Source organism: Pseudomonas sp. NPDC089401, assembly GCF_044749485.1.
Lineage (GTDB): Bacteria > Pseudomonadota > Gammaproteobacteria > Pseudomonadales > Pseudomonadaceae > Aquipseudomonas.
Window position 1 is genome coordinate 55,076 of sequence record NZ_JBIVIA010000004.1, and the last position, 20,284, is coordinate 75,359.

Consider the following 20,284-nt stretch of genomic DNA (forward strand, 5'->3'; position numbering starts at 1 on the left):
CGCGCATAGTTAGTACCCGACACATCGGCTAGGAAGGGATCTCGTAGTGCGTCGGCTTCGGATTGCCACAGCTCTGATCGTCAGCTTGCTGACCTTGCTCTGCCTGTTACCGGCCGCGGCCGATCAAGGCGCAGGCTGGTCCGTCCTGCTCGACGAACAGGCCAGCCTGCAGTTGAGCGACGTCCGCTCGGACCGCTATCGCAGCCAGTTCAGCCCCACCACCCTTGGCGAACTCGATGCCGCCCCGGCCGACCAGGCCCTGTGGCTGCATTACCGCCTGGAGCCCGGCGAGCAGGAACAACTGCTGCGCATCTTCGCCCCCGACCTGTCCCGCCTGGACCTCTACGCCCTCGACGGCGAGCACCTGCTGCGCCAGCTGCACCATGGGCGCCAGGCCGGCAACGGCAGCAGCCCGACCCTGCGCGGCAGCGACCACATCCTGCCCTTGCCCAACAGCCAGCAACCGCTGGATGTCTACCTGCGCCTGGTCTCGGAGCACCAGCTGCGCCCGGCCATCAGCCTGGAACCGGCGGCGCTGGCCGCCTCCGACCATGCCCAGCCGCTGCTGTTCGGCATGCTGTTCGGCGGTTTGCTGATGCTGATCCTGCACAACCTGATCCGCTTCGTGTACACCCGCTCCAGCACCACCCTGTTCCTTGCCCTGTACCACGCCCTGATGCTGCTCAGTGGCCTGATCCTGCTCAACCTCAGCGGCCCCTGGTGGCACCTGTGGCACAGCGCGCAAACCCCGGCCGCCTACCTGACCATGGTCCTGGCGGGGCTGGCGGGGCTGTATTTCACCCAACACTTCTTCTCGGCCTGCAACTCGCCGCGGCTCAACCGCCTGTTGCAGGGCGAAATGCTGGTGGCCGCGGTCAGCGGGCTGATCCTGCTGTTCGTCGACACCCTGCCGCTGAACCTGATGACCTATGCCCTGCTGGCCCTGGGCAGCGTGACCATGCTGCTGGTCAGCAGCTACCACTGGTACAAGGGGTATGCGCCAGCACGGCTGTTCAGCGTCGCCATGCTGGTGTTCAACCTGGGCGGCCTGGTGCTGTTGCCGGCCCTGCTCGGCCTGACCCGCACCGCCACGCCGTGGCTGCTGTGCATCCTGCTGGGCATGGCGGTGTCCAGTGGCCTGCTGCTCAACCTCGCAGTGAGCGAGCGCCTGCGGCGCATGAGCGAGGAGCGTTTCAGCGCCAGCCGCGCCCTGGCCGCCAGCGACGCCGAAATCAACGCCAAGGCCGAGTTCCTGGCCAAGATCAGCCACGAAATCCGCACCCCGATGAACGGCGTGCTGGGCATGACCGAGCTGCTGCTGGGCACCCCGCTGTCGGTCAAGCAACGCGACTACGTGCAGACCATCCACAGTGCCGGCAACGAGCTGCTGACACTGATCAACGAGATCCTCGACATCTCCAAGCTGGAATCGCGGCAGATCGAGCTGGACGACGTGCAGTTCGACCTCAACGCGCTGATCGAGGATTGCCTGAACATCTTCCGGGCCAAGGCCGAGCAGCAGAACATCGAGCTGATCAGCTTCACCCAGCCGCAAGTGCCGCGGGTCATCAGCGGCGACCCGACGCGCCTGCGCCAGGCCCTGTCGAGCCTGCTGGAAAACGCCCTGAAGAATACCGACCAGGGCGAAATCCTGCTGGTGGTGGCGCTGGACCAGCGCGGCGAGGTACCGCGCCTGCGCATCGCCGTGCAGGACAGCGGCGAGCCGCTGCCGGCGGCCGAGCGCGAGGCCCTGCTGCAGGCCGAGCTGCACAGCCACCACTTCCTCTCCAGCAACAAGCTCGGCGGCCACCTCGGGCTGGTCATCGCCAAGCAGTTGATCGGCCTGATGCAGGGCGAGTTCGGCATCAAGAGCAGCACCAGCATGGGCAACACCCTGTGGCTGACCCTGCCGCTGGACCCGTCACGCCTGGAACAGCCGCCGGCCGACCTCGACGGCCCGCTGCGCGACGCCCGGGTGCTGGTGGTGGACGACAACGACACCTGCCGCAAGGTGCTGGTGCAGCAGTGCAGCGCCTGGGGCATGAACGTCAGCGCGGTGCCGTCGGGCAAGGAAGCACTGGCCCTGCTGCGGACCAAGGCGCACCTGCGCGACTATTTCGACGCCGTGCTGCTCGACCAGAACATGCCCGGCATGACCGGCATGCAGCTGGCGGCCAAGATCAAGGAAGACCCGAGCCTCAACCACGACATCCTGGTGGTGATGCTCACCGGCATCAGCAACGCGCCGAGCAAGGTCATTGCGCGCAATGCCGGGGTCAAGCGCATCCTCGCCAAGCCGGTGGCCGGCTACACGCTCAAGACCACCCTGGCCGAAGAGCTGGCCCAGCGCGGCCGTGAACAGGCCGTGCCGGCGCCATTGCCCGGGCCGCAGAGCAGCCTCGAACTGCCCGGCGACTTCCGCGTGCTGGTGGCCGAGGACAACAGCATCTCGACCAAGGTCATCCGCGGCATGCTCGGCAAGCTCAACCTCGAACCGGACACCGCCAGCAACGGCGAGGAAGCCCTGCAGGCGATGAAGAACCAGCGCTACGACCTGGTGCTGATGGACTGCGAGATGCCGATCCTCGATGGTTTCTCGGCCACCCAGCAGCTGCGCGCCTGGGAAAGCGAGAACCAGCGCCAGCGCACCCCGGTGGTGGCGCTGACCGCGCACATCCTCGCCGAACACAAGGACCGCGCACGCCTGGCCGGCATGGACGGGCACATGGCCAAGCCGGTGGAGCTGTCGCAATTGCGCGAACTGGTGCAGTACTGGGCCAACAAGCGAGAAGCCCAGGCCGACCCTGCGCACACCTCCTGACCTGCCCCCCTCTCGCTCCTAGCGGAAACCCGCCCCGGCCAGCCCTGCGCTTCAGGGGGCGACCGGGTACCAGCGCGGGGTGTAGACCCATTGCCCGCCATCGGCGCGGTCGAAGGTGCAGGTGGTGGACGAGCCGACCAGGACCATGGTGCGCATGTCGACCATTTCCGGCGTCAGTTCGGCCAGGCTCACGACCTTGAGACTCTGCCCCGGCCGGCCGATATCGCGGCCCAGTACCACCGGCGTCTGTCCGTCACGATGGCGACGCACGACCTCCAGGGCCACGCCGAGCTGGTGCGGCCTGGACCTGGAGATCGGGTTGTAGAACGCCAGCACCAGATCGGCCTGGCAGGCCAGGTCCAGGCGTTTCTCGATGATCGACCAGGGCTTGAGGTTGTCCGAAAGCGACATCACGCAGAAGTCGTGCCCCAGTGGCGCGCCGGCTTGCGCGGCGGTGGCCAGCGAGGCCGACACGCCCGGCAGGATTTCCAGCTCGACCCGCTGCCAGGCCGGGTCGCTGGACCCATGCAGGGCTTCGAGCACGGCCGCAGCCATGGCAAACACGCCAGGGTCACCGGACGACACCACCACCACCGAACGCCCCTGGGCCGCCAGCTCGAAGGCATGGCGGGCGCGCTGCATTTCTTCTCGGTTGTCGGTGCAGTGCTGCACCTGGTCGTCACGGAACGGCCCGGCCATGCGCACGTAGGTTTCGTAGCCGAGGATGTCCTCGGCACGCGCCAGCTCGGCCTTCACGGCAGGCACCATCAGCTCGGCGGCGCCGGGGCCCAGGCCGATCACCGCCAGGCGACCGCGCTTGCGGCCCACCCGGGCAACCTCGACCGGCGTCGGGGCTATGGCGATGACCACGCCCGGCCGTTCGATCAGCCGCGCGCCCGGCAGTGCGGCGCCAGCCATGCTGGCCAGCGTGTCATCCATTAACGCGAAGCGCAGCACGACGCCCAGCGCCTCGGCCGCCTCTCTCAGCGAAGGTTCAGCCATCGCCTCTTCGGCGACCAGCAGGCAAGCCAGCGACGCCTCGGCGATACCGGCATCGTGCAAGGCGCCGCGCACCTGCTGGGCCACACCAGGACCGCCAGCGGCCAAGGCCACCACCACCGAACGCGGGTGGATCAGCAGTTCGTCCCGGCTCGCCACGCGCGCATCGCAACCTACATGGATGGTGCGCTGCGCGGCGTCGCTGGCGTGCAGTTGCGCCTGGGCCAGCCAAGGCGCATCACCTTCGATGCGCACCGTCTCGCCCGCCAGCAGGTCGGAGACGAAGCGCTTGCCCTGCTCCAGGTCCGCCAGGGCATAGCCCTCGGGCGGGTTGAGCAGGCAGGTGCCGAAGCGCAGCTCGCCACTGGTGGTGATGGCCGCTGCCACGCCCAGCGCCTCGCCGAGCTCGCGGGCCATGACGTTGACCCCGCTCAGGCCGCCCAGCAGCGGCACCACCGCGCTGCCATCCTCGGCCACGGCCAGCACCGCAGGCTCCGCGCCTTTTTCGTCGAGCAGGCTGGCCAGGCTGCGGATGACGATGCCGGCCGCGCACAGGGCGATGATCGGCGTGTTCTGCTGGTACAGCGCGCGCAAGGTATCGCCGAACGCGTCGTAGTACTGGTCGGCGCCCTCGACCCGGCCGCGCAGGCCGTGGATCGTCGCCTGTGGATAACGCTGCTGGATCCGCTGCGCGGTGGCCAGGCTGCCGCTGCCGAGAATGACGATGGCCGGCGCGGTGTTCAGGTTCAGCCCTGCCATTTTTCCCCCGGCACGATGATCAGCGAGAAGTACGGCGAGGACTGTGGGTCGACCTCATCCAGCGGCACGATCTTCTGGTTGCCCATGGTCGCCCGTTCGACGTACAGCGCGCGCCGGTCCAGGCCCAGTTCGCCCAGCACCTGGCGCACCTTGGGGAAGTTGCGGCCCAGCTTCATGACCACCGCCGCGTCGGCATCGGCCAGGCGGCGCTTGAGCTCCTCGGCCGGCAACACGCCCGAGAGCACCGACAGGCTCTGGTTGCGATAGACCAGCGGCGCGCCCAGCACCGAGGCGCCGCCCAGCATCGAGCAGACGCCCGGGACCACTTCGGCCTCATGCTGCCCGGCCAGGCGGTCGTGCAGGTACATGTACGAGCCGTAGAAGAACGGGTCACCCTCGCAGATCACCGCCACATCGCGGCCAGCGTCCAGGTGCTCGGCGACCTGCACGGCGGCTTCGTCATAGAAGTCGCTGATCACCTGCTCGTAGGACAGCGGCGCCGGCAGTACCTCGGTGGTCACCGGGTACACCAGCGGCAGCAGGGTCTGCTCGGCCTGCAGGTGCGCCTCGATGATGCCGAAGGCGTTGCCACGCTTGCCCTTGGCGACGAAGTACGCCACCACGGGCGCCTCGCGCAGCAGGCGCAGGGCCTTGACGGTGATCAGTTCGGGGTCGCCAGGGCCTACGCCCAGGCCCAGCAAGCGTCCGCGCGGCGCCATCATTCGACCTCCGTGGCCAGGGCGTTGACCGCGGCGGCGGCCATCGCGCTGCCGCCCAGGCGGCCTTGCATGATCACGAACGGCACGCCACGGCTGTCGGCCGCGAGCATCGCCTTGGACTCGGCAGCGCCGACGAAACCGACCGGGAAGCCGAGGATCAGCGCAGGCTTGGGGGCGCCCGCGTCGATCATCTCCAGCAGGTAGAACAGCGCCGTCGGCGCGTTGCCGATCACCACCACGCTGCCTTCCAGGTGCGGACGCCACAGCTCCAGGGCCACCGCCGAGCGAGTATTGCCGGCGTCCTTGGCCAGGCCCGGCACGCTCGGGTCGCGCAGGGTGCAGATGACTTTGTTGTCAGCTGGCAGGCGCGCGCGGGTGATGCCTTCGGCGACCATGTGCGCGTCGCAGAGGATCGGCGCGCCCTTGGCCAGGGCCTCGCGGCCGGCACGGCCAGCGCCTTCGGAGAACTGCAGGCCGTCGATCGCCTCGACCATGCCGCAGGCATGGATCACGCGCACGGCGAGTTTTTCCAGGTCGGCGGGGATCCGCTCGAGCCGGGCTTCCTCACGGATGATCCGGAAGGAATTGCGATAGATCTCCTGACCATCGCGGATGTAATCAATCATCAAGGTGCTCCGTCGGCAGGGCGAGCATGGCGCCTGCTTCATTCAAGGTGAGGTCGGCGGCGCGCAGGGCACCCAGGCCCGGCAGGCGCGCGTCGCGCAAATACAGGTCATAGCGGCCCGGCGAGCGGGCCAGCAGGGTGGCCGTGGCGACATGGGCCACGGCGCAGGAACGGGGGCAGCCGGACAAGTGCACGCTGGCGGGGGCGCCAGGCGGCAGCTGGGCGGCCAGGGTGACGGCATCGGCCTTGGTCGCGGCCAGGGCCTTGGCGCAGCCACTGCTGCCGGTGCAGGCAACCAGCCGCGCCAGCGGTTCATCAGGCTGGCAGAGCAAGCCGAGGGCCGACAGCTCGGCTTGCGCCGCCGCGACCGACGCCTGCGCGATGTTGGTGAGCACCAGGCTTTGCCAAGGGCTCAGACGCAGGCTGCCGTCGCCCTGTTGCCGGGCGATACGGGCAGCGCCACGGAGCATGGCAGGTGTCAGCCGCCCCAGCGGCGGGGCCACGCCCAGGGCCGTGCCCTGCCGTTGCGCCAGCGCCCCGAGCCATGGGCTGTCGGCGACTTCTCGTCGCCAGGCGAGCACCTGCGCATCGCGCCGCAGCTCCAGGCCAAGGCCGTCGATGAACGTGTCCGGCGAGCAGCCTTGCAGCAACTGGCGCATGCGCGACTGCTCGGGGCTGGCCAGGTCGAGGAACCGCTCGAGCACTGCCCGCACCAGCGCCAGGCCCTGCTCCACCGGTACGGCGCCCAGCACCTGGCCATCGGCGGGGCACCCGGCCAGGCCGAAGGCCAGCCAGTCACGCTGCTCCAGGCGCAGGGGCGAAAGCCACAGGTCGTGGGGGTGTTCGAGCATCGCCAGGCCTTCGCCGCCATCGAGTTGCACGGCGAACTTGGCCGACAGCTCGTGGAAGCGCGGCGTGGCTTGCAGCAGTTCGAGGATCTGCGCGGCCAACGGGCGTACATCCAGCAGCATCCGCGGATCGTGCCCGGCCAGCGGGCTGAGCATCAGGTTGCGCACATCGTCGCTGGCGGCATCGCGCGGGCCGAGGCCGGCGGCCAGCAGGCTGTCGACCAGGCCGGCGTGGTCGTCGCCAATGCCGCGAATCTGCAGGTTGCCACGGTTGGTGGCCTCGATCACCCCGCCGGCAAAGCGCTCGGCCGCCGTCGCCAGCGCATCGGCCTGGTCGGCCAGCAGCAGGCCGCCGGGCAGCTTGATACGGCAGATGCCGCCATCACGGGCACCGACGATGCGCCACAACCCCGGGCAGGCCGAGGGGCGGAGTGATGCGGCAGGGCTGTGGGATGGCGTCAAAGGGGCGTCCGGCAATCGCTGAAACTGCGCTTGAGTGTAGAAGGCGCGGTATTATGCCTGCTTTGTCCGGCGGCATGAAAAGCCGGTGGTCGAGCATCCTCAGCGATTGAGTAGAAATTCAGGACCGTGTCGCCCGCTTCGCGGGTAAACCCGCTCCCACAGGCACTGCACAGGCTTCGGCACTGTGGCGATCCTGTGGGAGCGGGTTTACCCGCGAAGCGGCGCGCAGCGGCCCCAAAAATGGCGGAACGAAACACATGACCCCCTGGCTGACAGTAGTAGGCATCGGCGAAGACGGCTTCAGCGGCCTGGGCAAGCAGGCCCGGCGCGCCCTGCTGGGCGCCGCGCGGATCATCGGCAGCCGGCGCCAGCTGGCCTTGCTGCCACGCTGCATCGGCGCCGAACGGCAGGACTGGCCCACCCCGTTCTCGCTCGAACCGGTGCTGGCCATGCGTGGCCAGGCGGTGTGCGTGCTGGCCAGCGGCGACCCGATGTTCTACGGCGTCGGCGCCAGCCTGGCACGCCAGGTGCCGGCCGCGGAAATGCAGGTGCTGTCGATGCCCTCCTCCTGCGCCCTGGCCGCCGCCCGCCTGGGCTGGCCATTGCAGGAGCTGCAGGTGCTGTCGCTGGTGGCCCGCCCCCTGGCGGCGCTCAATGCCCACCTGTACAGCGGCCAGCGCCTGCTGGTGCTGAGCAACGACGGCGACAGCCCCGCCGCCATCGCCGCCCTGCTGCGCGAACGCGGTTTCGGGCCTAGTCGGCTGCACGTGCTGGAGCACCTCGGTGGCGCGGCAGAACGGCAACTGAACGGTACCGCCGATGATTGGCCGCACACGGAAATCGCCGCACTGAACCTGGTCGCCATCGAATGCCTGGCCAGCCCGGACGCGCCGCGCCTGTCGCGGGTGCCCGGCCTGCCGGACAGCGCCTTCCGCCATGACGGCCAGTTGACCAAGCGTGACGTGCGCGCCATCACCCTGGCGCGCCTGGCGCCGCAACCTGGCGAACTGCTGTGGGACGTCGGCGCCGGCTGCGGCTCGATCGGCATCGAATGGATGCGCGCCCACCCTGCGTGCCGCACCCTGGCCATCGAGGCTGACGAGGGTCGCCAGGCGTTCATCGCACACAACCGCGACGCCCTCGGCGTACCCGGCCTGCAGCTGGTCTGCGGCAAGGCGCCCGAGGCGCTGGCCGGGCTGGAGCGCCCGGACGCGATCTTCATCGGCGGCGGCGTCACTCGCGCAGGCGTGCTGGCGCTGTGCTGGGAGCGCCTGCGCCCCGGCGGGCGGCTGGTGGCCAATGCCGTGACCCTGCAGAGCGAACTGGTCCTGGCGCACTTTCGCGAGCAGCATGGCGGCGAGCTGACCCGCCTGCACGTCGCCCAGGCGCAACCCCTGGGCGCCTTCGACACCTGGCGCCAGGCGCTGCCGATCACCTTGCTCGACGTGGTGAAACCCCTCGATGCGTGAAGAAACCCGCGAGCAGCCCGCGCCCCTGCGCAGCGGCCTGACCACCGGCAGCTGCGCCACCGCCACCAGCCTGGCGGCGGCCAAGCTGCTGCTCACCGGCCAGCGCGACGACGCGGTGGACATCACCCTGCCCAAGGGCAAGGTGGTGCAGATGCGCCTGGAATTCTGCCGTCTGCTCGGCGAGCGCGCCGAAGCCGGCACGCTCAAGGATGCCGGCGACGACCCGGACGTCACCCACGGCGCCCTGCTCTACAGCCAGGTGCGCCTGCTCGCCGAGCCGGGCATCCGTTTCGTCGCGGGCCAGGGTGTCGGCACCGTCACCCGCCCGGGGCTGGTGCTGGCGGTGGGCGAGCCGGCGATCAACCCGGTGCCGCGGCGCATGATGACCGAACACCTGAGCCAGCTCGCTGCGGACTGTGGCTATGCGGGCGGTTTCGAGGTCACCGTCAATGTACAGGGCGGCGAGGCACTGGCGCTGAAGACCATGAACCCGCGCCTGGGGATTCTTGGCGGGCTGTCGATCCTCGGCACCAGCGGTATCGTCCGGCCGTTCTCCTGCGCGGCCTACATCGCCTCGATCCACCAGGGCATCGACGTCGCCCACACCAACGGCTACACCCATGTCGCCGCCTGCACCGGCAACGCCAGCGAAGACACCATGCGCCGGGTCTATGGCCTGCCGGAAATCGCCCTGATCGAAATGGGCGACTTCGTCGGCGCGGTGCTCAAGCACCTGCGCAAGGTGCCGGTGCCGCGCCTGAGCCTGTGCGGGGGCTTCGGCAAGATCAGCAAGCTGGCCGCCGGGCACATGGACCTGCACAGCCGCCATTCGAGCATCGACCTGCCGCAACTGGCCGGCTGGGCGGCGGACATCGGCGCCGATGCCGAGCTGCAAGCCGCCATCATCGCCGCCAACACCAGCCAGCAGGCCCTGGCCCTGGCCCATGCCGCCGGCGTCGCCCTGGGCGATGCGGTCTGCGCCCATGCCCTGGCCTTCGCCCGCAGCGTGGTGCCGGCCGAAGTGCAGGTGGAAGTGTTCGCCATCGACCGCCAGGGCGGCATCGTCGGCAAGGCAGGCGTGCAATGAGCGGCCGCATCCTGCTGCTCGGCGGCGTCACCGAGGCCCTGGCCATCGCCCGCCAGCTCGGTCCGCAGCACGTCTACAGCCTGGCCGGCATCGGCCGCGTGCCCCAGGACCTGGCATGCCAGGTGCGGGTCGGCGGCTACGGCGGTGCCGAGGGCCTGGCAGCCTATCTGCGTGAGGCCGGCATCAGCCTGCTGATCGATGCCACCCACCCCTATGCGGCGCAGATCAGCCGCAATGCCGCCAGCGCCGCGCAGGCCGTCGGCATCCCCTGCTGGGCCTTGCGCCGCCCGGCCTGGCAGGCGCAGCCAGGGGACGACTGGCGCGAAGTGGAAGACTGGGCAGGCCTTATCGAAGCACTCAAGCCCTTCCGGCGCCCCCTCTTCACCCTTGGCCGAGAGCCGCTGCAACATCTTGCAGAGATTCCGCCGGAGCAGTTCTGGACCTTGCGCGCGCTGGAGGCCTGCCCCGGCAACGACCGCTGCGAAGTGATCGGCGCCCGAGGGCCATTCCACCTCGAGGACGAGCGCGTATTGTTCGAGCGACGCAGCATCGATGTGCTGGTGAGCAAGAACAGCGGCAGCGTGGCGACCGAAGCGAAACTCGATGTGGCGCGGGAGCGCGGGGTGCCGGTACTGGTCCTGAAGCGCCCGGTATTGCCTGCGGTAGATTGGGAATTCACAGCTTCCGCACAATTACTGACGGCTATTTCAGACTTTTCTCTCACCACTTGAAGTGGCCCTGTGCCTCCTGGCTGCCTTAAACTCAGCCTTCCCCTCCGGAAGGCGTCACTCATATGGAAATGCAATGGTGGATCTGGCTGGTCTTCGGTATCGCCCTGATCCTGCTCGAACTGGTCCTGCCCACGTTCTTCATCATCTGGTTCGGCATCGGTGCCGTGCTGGTTTCGCTGATCGCCCTTGCCGCCCCCGCCCTGCAGCTCGACAAGCAGGTACTGCTGTGGGTGCTGTTCTCCTCGGTCACCACGTTCCTCTGGTTCAAGCTGTTCAAGCGCAAGCGGCCGGATGTGCGCTGGACCGCCGACAGCGTGATCGGTGAGGTCGGGCTGTTGACCGCCAGCGTTTCGCAATTCCAGAAAGGCCGCGTGCGCTTCCAGAAGCCGCTGCTGGGCAACGAGGAATGGACCTGCGTCGCCGACGGCGACATCCCCGCCGGCGAGCGTGTACGGCTCGTCGCCATCGAAGGCAATACCGCCCGGGTCGTCCGGGCCTGATTCGGCACCTAAAAAGGAAGTCAGCATCATGACCAGTCTCATCGTCGTCGGCGCCATCGCCGTGTTCGTCCTGATCACCGTGTTCAAGGGGGTGCGCATCGTGCCCCAGGGCGAGGAATGGATCGTCGAGCGCCTGGGCCGCTACCACAACACCCTCAAGCCGGGCCTGAACATCGTCATCCCGTACATGGACGTGGTCGCCTACCGCCTGCCGACCAAGGACATCATCCTCGACGTGCAGCAACAGGAAATCATCACCAAGGACAACGCGGTGATCGTCGCCAACGCCCTGTGCTTCGCCAAGGTGGTCGACCCGCAGAAAGCCTCCTACGGCGTGCAGAACTTTTCGTTTGCCGTCACCAGCCTGACCATGACCTCGCTGCGCGCCATCGTCGGCGCCATGGACCTGGACGAAGCGCTGTCCAGCCGCGAACAGATCAAGGCGCGTCTACGTGAAGCGATGTCCGAGCAGACCGAGGACTGGGGCGTAACCGTGCGCTCGGTGGAGATCCAGGACATCAAGCCGTCGGAGAACATGCAGTTGGCCATGGAACGCCAGGCGGCCGCCGAGCGTGAACGTAAAGCCGACGTGACCCGCGCCGAAGGCGCCAAGCAGGCAGCGATCCTCGAAGCCGAGGCGCGCCTGCAGTCGGCCAAGCTGGACGCCGAGGCGCAGGTCAACCTGGCCGAGGCTTCGGCGCGGGCGATCTCGCTGGTCAAGGAAGCGGTAGGCAACGAGACCGTGCCGGCCATGTACCTGCTGGGTGAGCGCTATGTGGGGGCCATGGAGAACCTGGCCAGCAGCAACAACTCGAAAGTCGTGGTGTTGCCTGCGGACCTGCAGGAGACCGTGCGGGGGCTGATGGGGCGTAACAAGGCCTGAGAATGACGGGGGCGCTTTGCGCCCCTTTCGCGACACAAGGCCGCTCCTACAAGAGGTCGCGTTCCCCTGTAGGAGCGGCCTTGTGTCGCGAAAGGGCTGCAACGCAGCCCCCGGTCCAAACACCCCGCCTGCGTCACTTCACCGCACCCCGCCATTTTTACCTATACTCCGCCTTACAATACCGCCACGATTCCTGACCGGATCTCTCCATGCCCCCACGTCGGCACATTGCCTGGATAGCCTGCCTTGCAGTGCTGTTCAACCTGCTGGCCATGCCGCTGTCTTCTGCCGCGCCCAAGGGCCCGGCCGAGCAGCTGCTGTGGGGGGCTTTCTGTTCCAGCCTGGCCGGCAAGGCCAAGGTCGATGTCCAGGCCCTGGCCAAGATCGACCTCGGCAGCCAAAGCGACCAGCACTCCAACATGCAGCACTGCTGGTGCTGCTCGGGCGCCGCGCCGCTGCTGGCCCTGCCGGGCTACCCGCCGCAACTGCACAACCCGCCGACGCTGCTGGCAGGTCGCGAGCCGCCACCCGCCCGTTACCAGCCGACGCCGCGCCAGCTCTGGCCGGCGCTCAATCCCCGTGCCTCTCCACTGGTCTGAGTCCTTCAAGCTGTCAGCCTGAACCTCACCGATCGGAGACACACCATGCTCAAGCAAGCCCTTGTACTGGCCGCCCTGCTGTTGCCCGGCGCCTATGCCAATGCCCACGAATACACCGTCGGCGACCTGCACATCGCCCACCCCTGGTCGCTGCAACTGCCGCCCAACGCCCCCAACGTCGCCGCCTATTTCGTCGTGCACAACAACGGCAAGGCCGATGACCGCCTGCTGAGTGTCGACAGCCCGATCAGCGATGACGCGCAGTTGCACGAGCACGCCATGGGCAGCAACGGTGCCATGAAGATGCAGCAGGTGCAGAGCGTGGTGGTGCCCGCCGGCAAGGACCTGACCTTCGCCCCCAGCGCCTACCACGTGATGCTGATGCAGCCCAAGGACCGCAGCTTGCTCAGCGATGGCAAGCGCTTCCCGCTGACCCTGCACTTCGAGAAAGCCGGCGACGTCACCGTCGACGTCGCCGTGCAGAAGCAGGCCCCGGCGGACCAGGCTCACGAACACGCGCACTGACGCCCGCTGACAGGCACTCGCCAGCATGAGCCTGCCGCGCAACAGCCCCGGCCGTACCACCCGCCCTGACCGCAGGCGCGTCGGTGGCGGCTGGCTGAGCCTGTTCGCCATGTGGATGATCTTCATCGGCCCATTGATTTCCCAATCGATGCCGATGGACCACCACGCCAGCATGAACATGCCGATGGACATGTCGATGTCCATGCCGGCCGAGCATGCGCACGGCGGCGACAGCCATCACGGCCACGGCAACGATGGCCAGCTGCATGCGATGTGGGAGAAGTGCGGCTACTGCAGCCTGCTGTTCAACTGCCCCGCCCTGCCACAGACCCTCAGCCCGCTCAGCGTCGCCAGCGCCGTTCCTCCCACCCTCATCCCCGCCTCCACGCGCCAGGGCCATGCCCGGCAGGCCGTGTTCCCCGGTGCGCGCAGCCGCGCGCCGCCCCTTTCGATCAGCGTCTGACACCCCTGCTGCTACCCGGAGCCTGAAGGCTTCGCACTGTCCCATGACTGATCGACTGGAATCATTATGTCCGGCTGCACGTCTGTTTTTCCTCCCGCCTTGTACGGGACATTCGCCGCCCTGTGCGGCTCACTGCTCGCCCCCGTGGCCCTGGCCGCCGACGCTGGCCATGAAGGCCATGAGGCCGAGCTGAGCCCGACGGTGATTACCGCCATCGCGCCAAGCTCGCCGCTGACCGTGGTCACCAACCCAAAGGACCCGCGCCAGCCAGTGCCGGCCAGCGATGGCGCCGACTACCTCAAGACCATCCCCGGTTTCTCGGCGATCCGCGCCGGTGGCACCAATGGCGACCCGGTGCTGCGCGGCATGTTCGGCTCGCGCCTGAACATCCTCACCAACGGCGGCGTCATGCTCGGCGCCTGCCCCAACCGCATGGACGCCCCAACCTCCTACATCGCCCCGGAAACCTACGACCGCCTGACCGTGATCAAAGGCCCGCAAAGCGTGATCTGGGGCCCGGGCGGCTCGGCCGGGACCATCCTCTTCGAACGTGAACCGGAAAAGTTCGGCAGCCTCGGCAGCCGGGTCAACGCCAGCCTGCTGGCCGGCTCCAACGGCCGCTTCGACAAGGTGCTCGACGCCGCCGCCGGCAACAGCCAGGGCTATGCGCGTTTCATCGGCAACCAGTCGCGCTCGGACGACTACAAGGACGGCAACGGCGACAGCGTGCCGTCACGCTGGGAGAAGTGGAACGGCGATGTGACCCTGGGCTGGACACCCGACCCGGACACCTTGCTCGAACTCACCGCCGGCAAGGGCGACGGCGAGGCCCGCTACGCCGGGCGTGGCATGGACGGCGCGCAGTTCAAGCGCGAGAGCCTGGGCCTGCGCTTCGAGAAGTCCGGCCTCGGCGAAGTGCTCGACAAGCTCGAGGCGCAGGTCTACTACAACTACGCCGACCACGTGATGGACAACTACAGCCTGCGCACGCCGTCGGGCACCGGCATGATGGCCGGCCCCATGGCCGCTGCCGTCGAGCGCCGCACCCTGGGAGCCCGCATCAAGGCCACCTGGCGCTGGGCCGACGTGCAGCTGATCAGCGGCATCGACGCGCAGACCAACCAGCACCGCGCACGCAGCGCCATGGGCGTCGACGCCTACAAGAACGAGCCCTGGAACAAGGACGCCGACTTCCACAACTACGGTGTCTTCGGCGAACTCACCTGGTACGCCAGCGGTGCCGACCGGCTGATCACCGGGGCGCGCCTGGACCGCGCCTCGGCCCGGGATTTTCGCGACGACAGCGCCACCAACGGCAACACCCGCGCCGACACCCTGCCCAGCGGCTTCGTGCGCTACGAACACGACCTGGCGGCCGTGCCGGCAACCACCTACATTGGCCTCGGCCATGCCCAGCGCTTCCCCGACTACTGGGAGCTGTTCTCGCCAGACCAGGGCCCGGCCGGCTCGGTCAACGCCTTCGACAGCATCAAGCCGGAAAAGACCACCCAGCTCGACTTCGGCATCCAGTACCGCGACGAGCGCCTGGAGGCCTGGGCCTCGGGCTACGTCGGGCAGATCCGCGACTACATCCTGTTCGACTACCGCAACGCGATGATGGGCATGAGCACGTCCCGGGCGCAGAACATCGATGCGCGCATCATGGGTGGCGAACTGGGCGCGGCCTACAAGCTCAGCGAGCGCTGGAAGGCCGATGCCACCCTGGCCTACGCCTGGGGCAAGAACAGCAGCGACGGCAAGGCGCTGCCGCAGATGCCGCCGCTGGAAAGCCGCCTGGGCCTGACCTACAGCCGTGACAGCTGGAGCGCCGGGGCGCTCTGGCGGCTGGTCGCGGCGCAGAACCGCATCGCCGAGAACCAGGGCAACGTGGTCGGCAAGGACTACGACAAGAGCGGCGGCTTCGGCGTGTTCTCGCTCAACGGTGCCTACAAGGTCAGCCACAACCTCAAGCTCAGCGCGGGTGTCGACAACCTGTTCGACAAGGCCTACGCCGAGCACCTGAACCTGGCCGGAAATGCCGGTTTCGGCTACCCGGCCACGGATCCACAGCCGGTCAACGAGCCCGGCCGGACCGTCTGGACCAAGGTCGACTTCAGCTTCTGACAACAACGGGCGCGGCTTGCGTCGCGCCCAACTGCTGGTCACACAGGAGGTTCCCATGAGAGGAACACGCAGCAACTTCTACAACCTGGCCTGGCGTTGGCACTTCTATGCGGGGCTGTTCGTCGCCCCGTTCATGATCCTGCTGGCGATCACCGGGATCATCTACCTGTTCAAGCCGCAGCTCGACCCGCTGCTGTACCGCGACCTGATGGTGGTCGAGGCCGGCCACCACCGACAGGGGGCGGACAGCTTGCTGGCCGACGTCCGCCAGGCTTACCCCAAGGGCCACGTCGGCCAGTACCTGCCACCGGTCGACGTCGACCGCAGCGCACAGTTCGTGGTGCATGACGCTGGCCGCGAACTGAACGTGTTCGTCGACCCCTACAGCGGCAAGATCCTCGGCGAGCAGGACGGCAAGCAGAACCTGCAGGCCATCGCCCGGGCCCTGCACGGCGAGCTGATGGTCGGCACGGTCGGCGATCGCCTGGTGGAGCTGGCCGCCGGCTGGGGCATCGTCCTGGTGGTCTCGGGCCTGTACCTGTGGTGGCCACGCGGGCGCAATGGCGCCGGCGTGCTGTGGCCGCGGCTATCGGCACGCGGTCGGCTGCTCTGGCGCGACCTGCACGCGGTGACCGGCTTCTGGGGTTCGGCGCTGCTGTTGCTGATGCTGGTCAGCGGCATGACCTGGACCGGTATGTGGGGCAAGCAGTACGCCGACCTGTGGAACCGCTTTCCGGCCGCGATGTGGAATGACGTGCCCAAGTCCGACCAGCAGGCTCGCGAGCTGAACAGCGCGCACCGCCAGACCGTGCCGTGGGCCATGGAAAACACGCCGATGCCGCAGTCCGGCGCCCATGCCGAGCATGCCGGGCATCATCAGATGCACAGTGCGCCGGCCGCCCCCCAGGTGAGCCTGCAACAGGTGCAGGACATCGCCACCTCGCGTGGCGTTGCAGCGGGCTACAGCATCACCGCGCCGACCACCGCCGACGGCGTGTACACCATCGCCGTGTTCGCCGACGACCCGCGCAACGACGCCACCCTGCATGTCGACCAGTACACCGGCAAGGTGCTGGCCGATGTGCGCTGGCAGGACTACAGCCCGGTGGCGCGTGCCACCGAAGTGGGCGTGATGCTGCATGAAGGCAAGATGTTCGGGCCGCTGAACCAGATCATCATCCTGCTGGTGTGCCTGATGATCCTGCTCGGTGCGGTGAGCGGGCTGGTGATGTGGTGGAAGCGCCGGCCCGAGGGGGGGCTCGGGGTGCCGCCGCTGCGCCATGACCTGCCGCGCTGGAAGGCGGCGGTGGCGGTGATGCTGGTGCTCGGGGTGATGTTCCCGCTGGTGGGGGTGTCGATGGTGGTGATGTGGGTGGTCGACAGCCTGGTGGTGAGGCGCCGGCGGGTGCTGGCCAGTGCCTGAGTCTTGACCTGCAAGGGCCTCTTCGCGGGTAAACCCGCTCCCACAGGTACAGCACAGGATCCAAGGCCTGTGTTGGACCTGTGGGAGCGGGTTTACCCGCGAAAGGGCCGTCACAGGCAAAACACTGCTCCGCGAAAGTCGAGTCGATCTGTCACGCCCCTATCTGGCACGAGCGTGTTAGCCTACCCGGCTACCTCCGACAAGAAGACTGACCTCTCAAGGGAATGCAGCCTGATGACGCAACCTTCACCCACAACGCCAGATGACCAGCATCTGCAGCGCAACCTGACCAACCGTCACATCCAGCTGATCGCCATCGGCGGTGCCATCGGCACCGGCCTGTTCATGGGCTCGGGCAAGACCATCAGCCTGGCCGGGCCGTCGATCATCTTCGTTTACATGATCATCGGCTTCATGCTGTTCTTCGTCATGCGCGCCATGGGCGAGCTGCTGCTGTCGAACCTCAACTACAAGTCGTTCATCGACTTCTCCGCCGACCTGCTCGGCCCCTGGGCCGGCTACTTCACCGGCTGGACCTACTGGTTCTGCTGGGTGGTCACCGGCATCGCCGACGTGGTGGCGATCGCCGCCTATACGCAGTTCTGGTTCCCCGACCTGCCCCAGTGGATACCGGCGCTGACCTGCGTTGGCGTGCTGCTGTCGCTGAACCTGGTCACCGTGAAGATGTTCGGTGAAATGGAGTTCTGGTTCGCCCTGATCAAGATCGTCGCCATCCTCGGCCTGGTCGCCACCGGCCTGTACATGGTCGTCACCGGCTTCACCTCGCCGAGCGGGCGCACCGCGCAGCTGGCCAACCTGTGGAACGACGGCGGCATGTTCCCCAATGGCCTGATGGGCTTCTTCGCCGGCTTCCAGATCGCCGTGTTCGCCTTCGTCGGCATCGAGCTGGTGGGCACCACCGCGGCTGAGGCGAAGAACCCCGAGCGCACCCTGCCGCGGGCGATCAACTCGATTCCGATCCGCATCATCGTGTTCTACGTGCTGGCGCTGATCGCGATCATGGCCGTGACCCCATGGCGTGACGTGGTGCCGGGCAAGAGCCCGTTCGTGGAACTGTTCGTGCTGGCCGGCCTGCCGGCGGCGGCCAGCATCATCAACTTCGTGGTGCTGACCTCGGCGGCCTCGTCGGCCAACAGCGGCGTGTTCTCCACCAGCCGCATGCTCTACGGCCTGTCCCAGGAAGGTGACGCGCCACGGGCGTTCGAGAAACTGTCGAGCCGCTCGGTACCGGCCAACGGCCTGTTCTTCTCCTGCGCCTGCCTGCTGCTGGGCGCGGTGCTGATCTACCTGGTGCCGAACGTGGTCGAGGCGTTCACCCTGGTGACCACGGTGTCGGCGGTGCTGTTCATGTTCGTCTGGACGCTGATCCTGCTGTCGTACCTGAAGTACCGCACGCACCGTGCGGCGCTGCACCAGGCGTCGACCTACAAGATGCCGGGCGGGCGCTTCATGTGCTACGTGTGCCTGGCGTTCTTCGCCTTCATCCTGGTGCTGCTGAGCCTGGAAGCGGACACCCGCTCGGCGCTGGTGGTGACGCCGATCTGGTTCCTGCTGCTGGCGGTGACCTATCAGTTCGTGCGCAGCAGGCGCCATCCGCGCACGGCTGTGCGTAACGGGTGAATCTGCTGGGGCTGCTTCGCAGCCCTTTCGCGACACAAGGCCGCTCCTACAGAAGTACGCGCATTCCTGTAGGAGCGGCCTTGTGTCGCGAAAGGGCCGCAGGGCGGCCCCAATGCTGTGCACACAAATCCACCAGGCACCAACCTGGACCGAGAAAACGCCCCAACACCTCGCACAACCCCTCTACGACGCCCATTGCGCCACTAGGCACACCCCTTGCAACGCCCCTCCCCGCTTGGCCAACACCATAAAGAACTCAGCGGAGAGAGCACATGAAGCGTCGCAGTCTGATCAAGGCCTTTACCCTCAGCGCATCCCTTGCCGCAATGGGCCTGAGCTGGAGCATCCAGGCCGCCGAAACCATCAAGGTCGGCATCCTGCATTCGCTGTCGGGGACCATGGCGATTTCCGAAACATCGCTCAAGGACATGGCCTTGATGACGATCGACGAGATCAACGCCAAGGGCGGGGTCAACGGCAAGATGCTCGAGCCTGTGGTCGTCGACCCGGCCTCGAACTGGCCGCTGTTCGCTGAAAAGAGCCGCCAGCTGCTGACCCAGGACAAGGTCGCGGTGGTGTTCGGCTGCTGGACCTCGGTGTCGCGCAAGTCGGTGCTGCCAGTGTTCGAGGAGCTCAACGGCCTGCTGTTCTACCCGGTGCAGTACGAGGGTGAAGAGATGTCGCCGAACGTGTTCTACACCGGCGCCGCGCCCAACCAGCAAGCCATCCCGGCCGTGGAATATCTGATGAGCGAAGACGGCGGCAGCGCCAAGCGCTTCTTCCTGCTGGGCACCGACTACGTCTACCCGCGCACCACCAACAAGATCCTGCGCGCCTTCCTGCACAGCAAGGGCGTGGCCGACAAGGACATCGAAGAGGTCTACACGCCGTTCGGCCACGCCGACTATCAAACCATCGTCGCCAGCATCAAGAAGTTCTCCGCCGGCGCCAAGACCGCCGTCATCTCCACCGTCAACGGCGACTCCAACGTGCCGTTCTACAAGGAACTGGCCAACCAGGGCCTGAAGGCCACCGACGTGCCGGTGGTGGCGTTCTCGGTGGGCGAAGAAGAGCTGCGCGGCATCGACACCAAGCCGCTGGTGGGCCACCTGGCGGCCTGGAACTACTTCGAGTCGGTGGATAACCCGGTCAACCAGAAGTTCGTCGCCGACTGGAAGGCCTACGCCAAGGCCAAGGGCCTGCCGGGGGCCGACAAGGCGGTGACCAACGACCCGATGGAAGCCACCTACGTGGGCATCCACATGTGGGCCCAGGCGGCCGAGAAAGCCAAGTCCACCGACGTCGACAAGGTCCGCGAGGCGCTGGCCGGGCAGAGCTTCAAGGCGCCGTCGGGCTTCACCCTGACCATGGACAAGAGCAACCACCACCTGCACAAGCCGGTGATGATCGGCGAGATCCAGGATGACGGGCAGTTCAGCGTGGTATGGGAAACCGAGCAGCCATTGCGCGCGCAGCCCTGGAGCCCGTTCATTCCGGGGAACGACAAGCGGCCGGACTATGCAGTGAAAGGTAACTGAGTGCACTGGGGCCGCTGTGCGGCCCATTCGCGGGTAAACCCGCTCCCACAGGGACCGCACAGGTTTCG

The 20,284-nt window shown here is 67.5% G+C and carries 17 protein-coding genes; 13 read left to right on the plus strand and 4 right to left on the minus strand.

Translation table 11 applies throughout. The features are described 5' to 3' along the window. The first annotated feature begins 46 nt into the window (after positions 1 to 46). Positions 47 to 2,821, plus strand: a complete 2,775-nt coding sequence (locus ACIP21_RS10760) for a response regulator (protein ID WP_400687204.1) — start codon at positions 47 to 49, stop codon at positions 2,819 to 2,821. Positions 2,822 to 2,872: 51 nt separating this feature from the next. Here ACIP21_RS10760 and cobJ read toward each other — a convergent pair whose 3' ends face one another. The 4 genes from cobJ to cobG are packed head-to-tail and all read right to left on the minus strand — an operon-like array spanning position 2,873 to position 7,248. Further along, positions 2,873 to 4,579 carry a precorrin-3B C(17)-methyltransferase gene (gene cobJ, locus ACIP21_RS10765; RefSeq protein ID WP_400687206.1) on the minus strand — a complete coding sequence of 569 codons (1,707 nt, stop codon included), beginning with the start codon at positions 4,577 to 4,579 and terminating at the stop codon, positions 2,873 to 2,875. Further along, positions 4,567 to 5,301 (minus strand): precorrin-2 C(20)-methyltransferase, encoded by a 735-nt coding sequence (locus tag ACIP21_RS10770; RefSeq protein WP_400687208.1) that lies wholly within the window; start codon positions 5,299 to 5,301, stop codon positions 4,567 to 4,569. The genes cobJ and ACIP21_RS10770 overlap by 13 nt, the downstream gene beginning before the upstream one ends. Continuing rightward, positions 5,298 to 5,924, minus strand: a complete 627-nt coding sequence (locus ACIP21_RS10775) for a precorrin-8X methylmutase (protein ID WP_400687210.1) — start codon at positions 5,922 to 5,924, stop codon at positions 5,298 to 5,300. Before ACIP21_RS10775 ends, ACIP21_RS10770 begins: the two co-directional genes overlap by 4 nt. Beyond that, complete coding sequence (gene cobG / locus ACIP21_RS10780) at positions 5,917 to 7,248, minus strand: precorrin-3B synthase (protein ID WP_400687212.1); 1,332 nt, start codon at positions 7,246 to 7,248, stop codon at positions 5,917 to 5,919. Before cobG ends, ACIP21_RS10775 begins: the two co-directional genes overlap by 8 nt. 242 nt (positions 7,249 to 7,490) lie before the next feature. Between cobG and cbiE the strand changes: the two genes are divergently transcribed. The 12 genes from cbiE (at position 7,491) to urtA (ending at position 20,216) form a co-directional block, all read left to right on the plus strand. Further along, entirely contained in the window at positions 7,491 to 8,702 is a 1,212-nt protein-coding gene (gene cbiE, locus ACIP21_RS10785; RefSeq protein WP_400687214.1) for a precorrin-6y C5,15-methyltransferase (decarboxylating) subunit CbiE, read from the plus strand. Further along, positions 8,695 to 9,789 (plus strand): cobalt-precorrin-5B (C(1))-methyltransferase, encoded by a 1,095-nt coding sequence (locus tag ACIP21_RS10790; RefSeq protein WP_400687216.1) that lies wholly within the window; start codon positions 8,695 to 8,697, stop codon positions 9,787 to 9,789. Before cbiE ends, ACIP21_RS10790 begins: the two co-directional genes overlap by 8 nt. Next, on the plus strand, positions 9,786 to 10,520 hold the full coding sequence (locus ACIP21_RS10795; RefSeq protein WP_400687218.1) for a cobalt-precorrin-6A reductase: 735 nt from the start codon (positions 9,786 to 9,788) through the stop codon (positions 10,518 to 10,520). Before ACIP21_RS10790 ends, ACIP21_RS10795 begins: the two co-directional genes overlap by 4 nt. A 62-nt stretch (positions 10,521 to 10,582) precedes the next feature. Further along, on the plus strand, positions 10,583 to 11,020 hold the full coding sequence (locus tag ACIP21_RS10800) for an NfeD family protein (protein ID WP_400687220.1): 438 nt from the start codon (positions 10,583 to 10,585) through the stop codon (positions 11,018 to 11,020). A 28-nt stretch (positions 11,021 to 11,048) separates the two neighbouring features. Continuing rightward, positions 11,049 to 11,903 (plus strand): SPFH domain-containing protein, encoded by an 855-nt coding sequence (locus ACIP21_RS10805; protein WP_400687222.1) that lies wholly within the window; start codon positions 11,049 to 11,051, stop codon positions 11,901 to 11,903. A gap of 209 nt (positions 11,904 to 12,112) precedes the next feature. Further along, positions 12,113 to 12,502 carry a DUF2946 domain-containing protein gene (locus ACIP21_RS10810; protein WP_400687224.1) on the plus strand — a complete coding sequence of 130 codons (390 nt, stop codon included), beginning with the start codon at positions 12,113 to 12,115 and terminating at the stop codon, positions 12,500 to 12,502. 45 nt (positions 12,503 to 12,547) lie between these two features. Next, the gene (locus tag ACIP21_RS10815) at positions 12,548 to 13,027 is read left to right on the plus strand and encodes a copper chaperone PCu(A)C (protein ID WP_400687226.1); all 480 of its coding nucleotides are present in this window, start codon (positions 12,548 to 12,550) and stop codon (positions 13,025 to 13,027) included. Between the two features lie 25 nt (positions 13,028 to 13,052). After that, complete coding sequence (locus ACIP21_RS10820; protein WP_400687228.1) at positions 13,053 to 13,490, plus strand: DUF2946 domain-containing protein; 438 nt, start codon at positions 13,053 to 13,055, stop codon at positions 13,488 to 13,490. A gap of 66 nt (positions 13,491 to 13,556) precedes the next feature. Further along, positions 13,557 to 15,614: a TonB-dependent copper receptor gene (locus ACIP21_RS10825; protein WP_400687230.1), complete on the plus strand. Its 2,058-nt coding sequence runs from the start codon at positions 13,557 to 13,559 to the stop codon at positions 15,612 to 15,614. A 55-nt stretch (positions 15,615 to 15,669) separates the two neighbouring features. Further along, positions 15,670 to 17,037, plus strand: coding sequence for a PepSY-associated TM helix domain-containing protein (locus tag ACIP21_RS10830; RefSeq protein ID WP_400687232.1), 1,368 nt, complete (start codon positions 15,670 to 15,672; stop codon positions 17,035 to 17,037). Positions 17,038 to 17,271: 234 nt separating this feature from the next. Beyond that, a complete protein-coding gene (gene cycA, locus ACIP21_RS10835) occupies positions 17,272 to 18,678 on the plus strand; it encodes a D-serine/D-alanine/glycine transporter (RefSeq protein ID WP_400687233.1) in 1,407 nt (468 codons plus the stop codon). A gap of 272 nt (positions 18,679 to 18,950) precedes the next feature. Further along, entirely contained in the window at positions 18,951 to 20,216 is a 1,266-nt protein-coding gene (urtA, locus tag ACIP21_RS10840) for an urea ABC transporter substrate-binding protein (RefSeq protein WP_400687235.1), read from the plus strand. Positions 20,217 to 20,284: the final 68 nt, after the last annotated feature.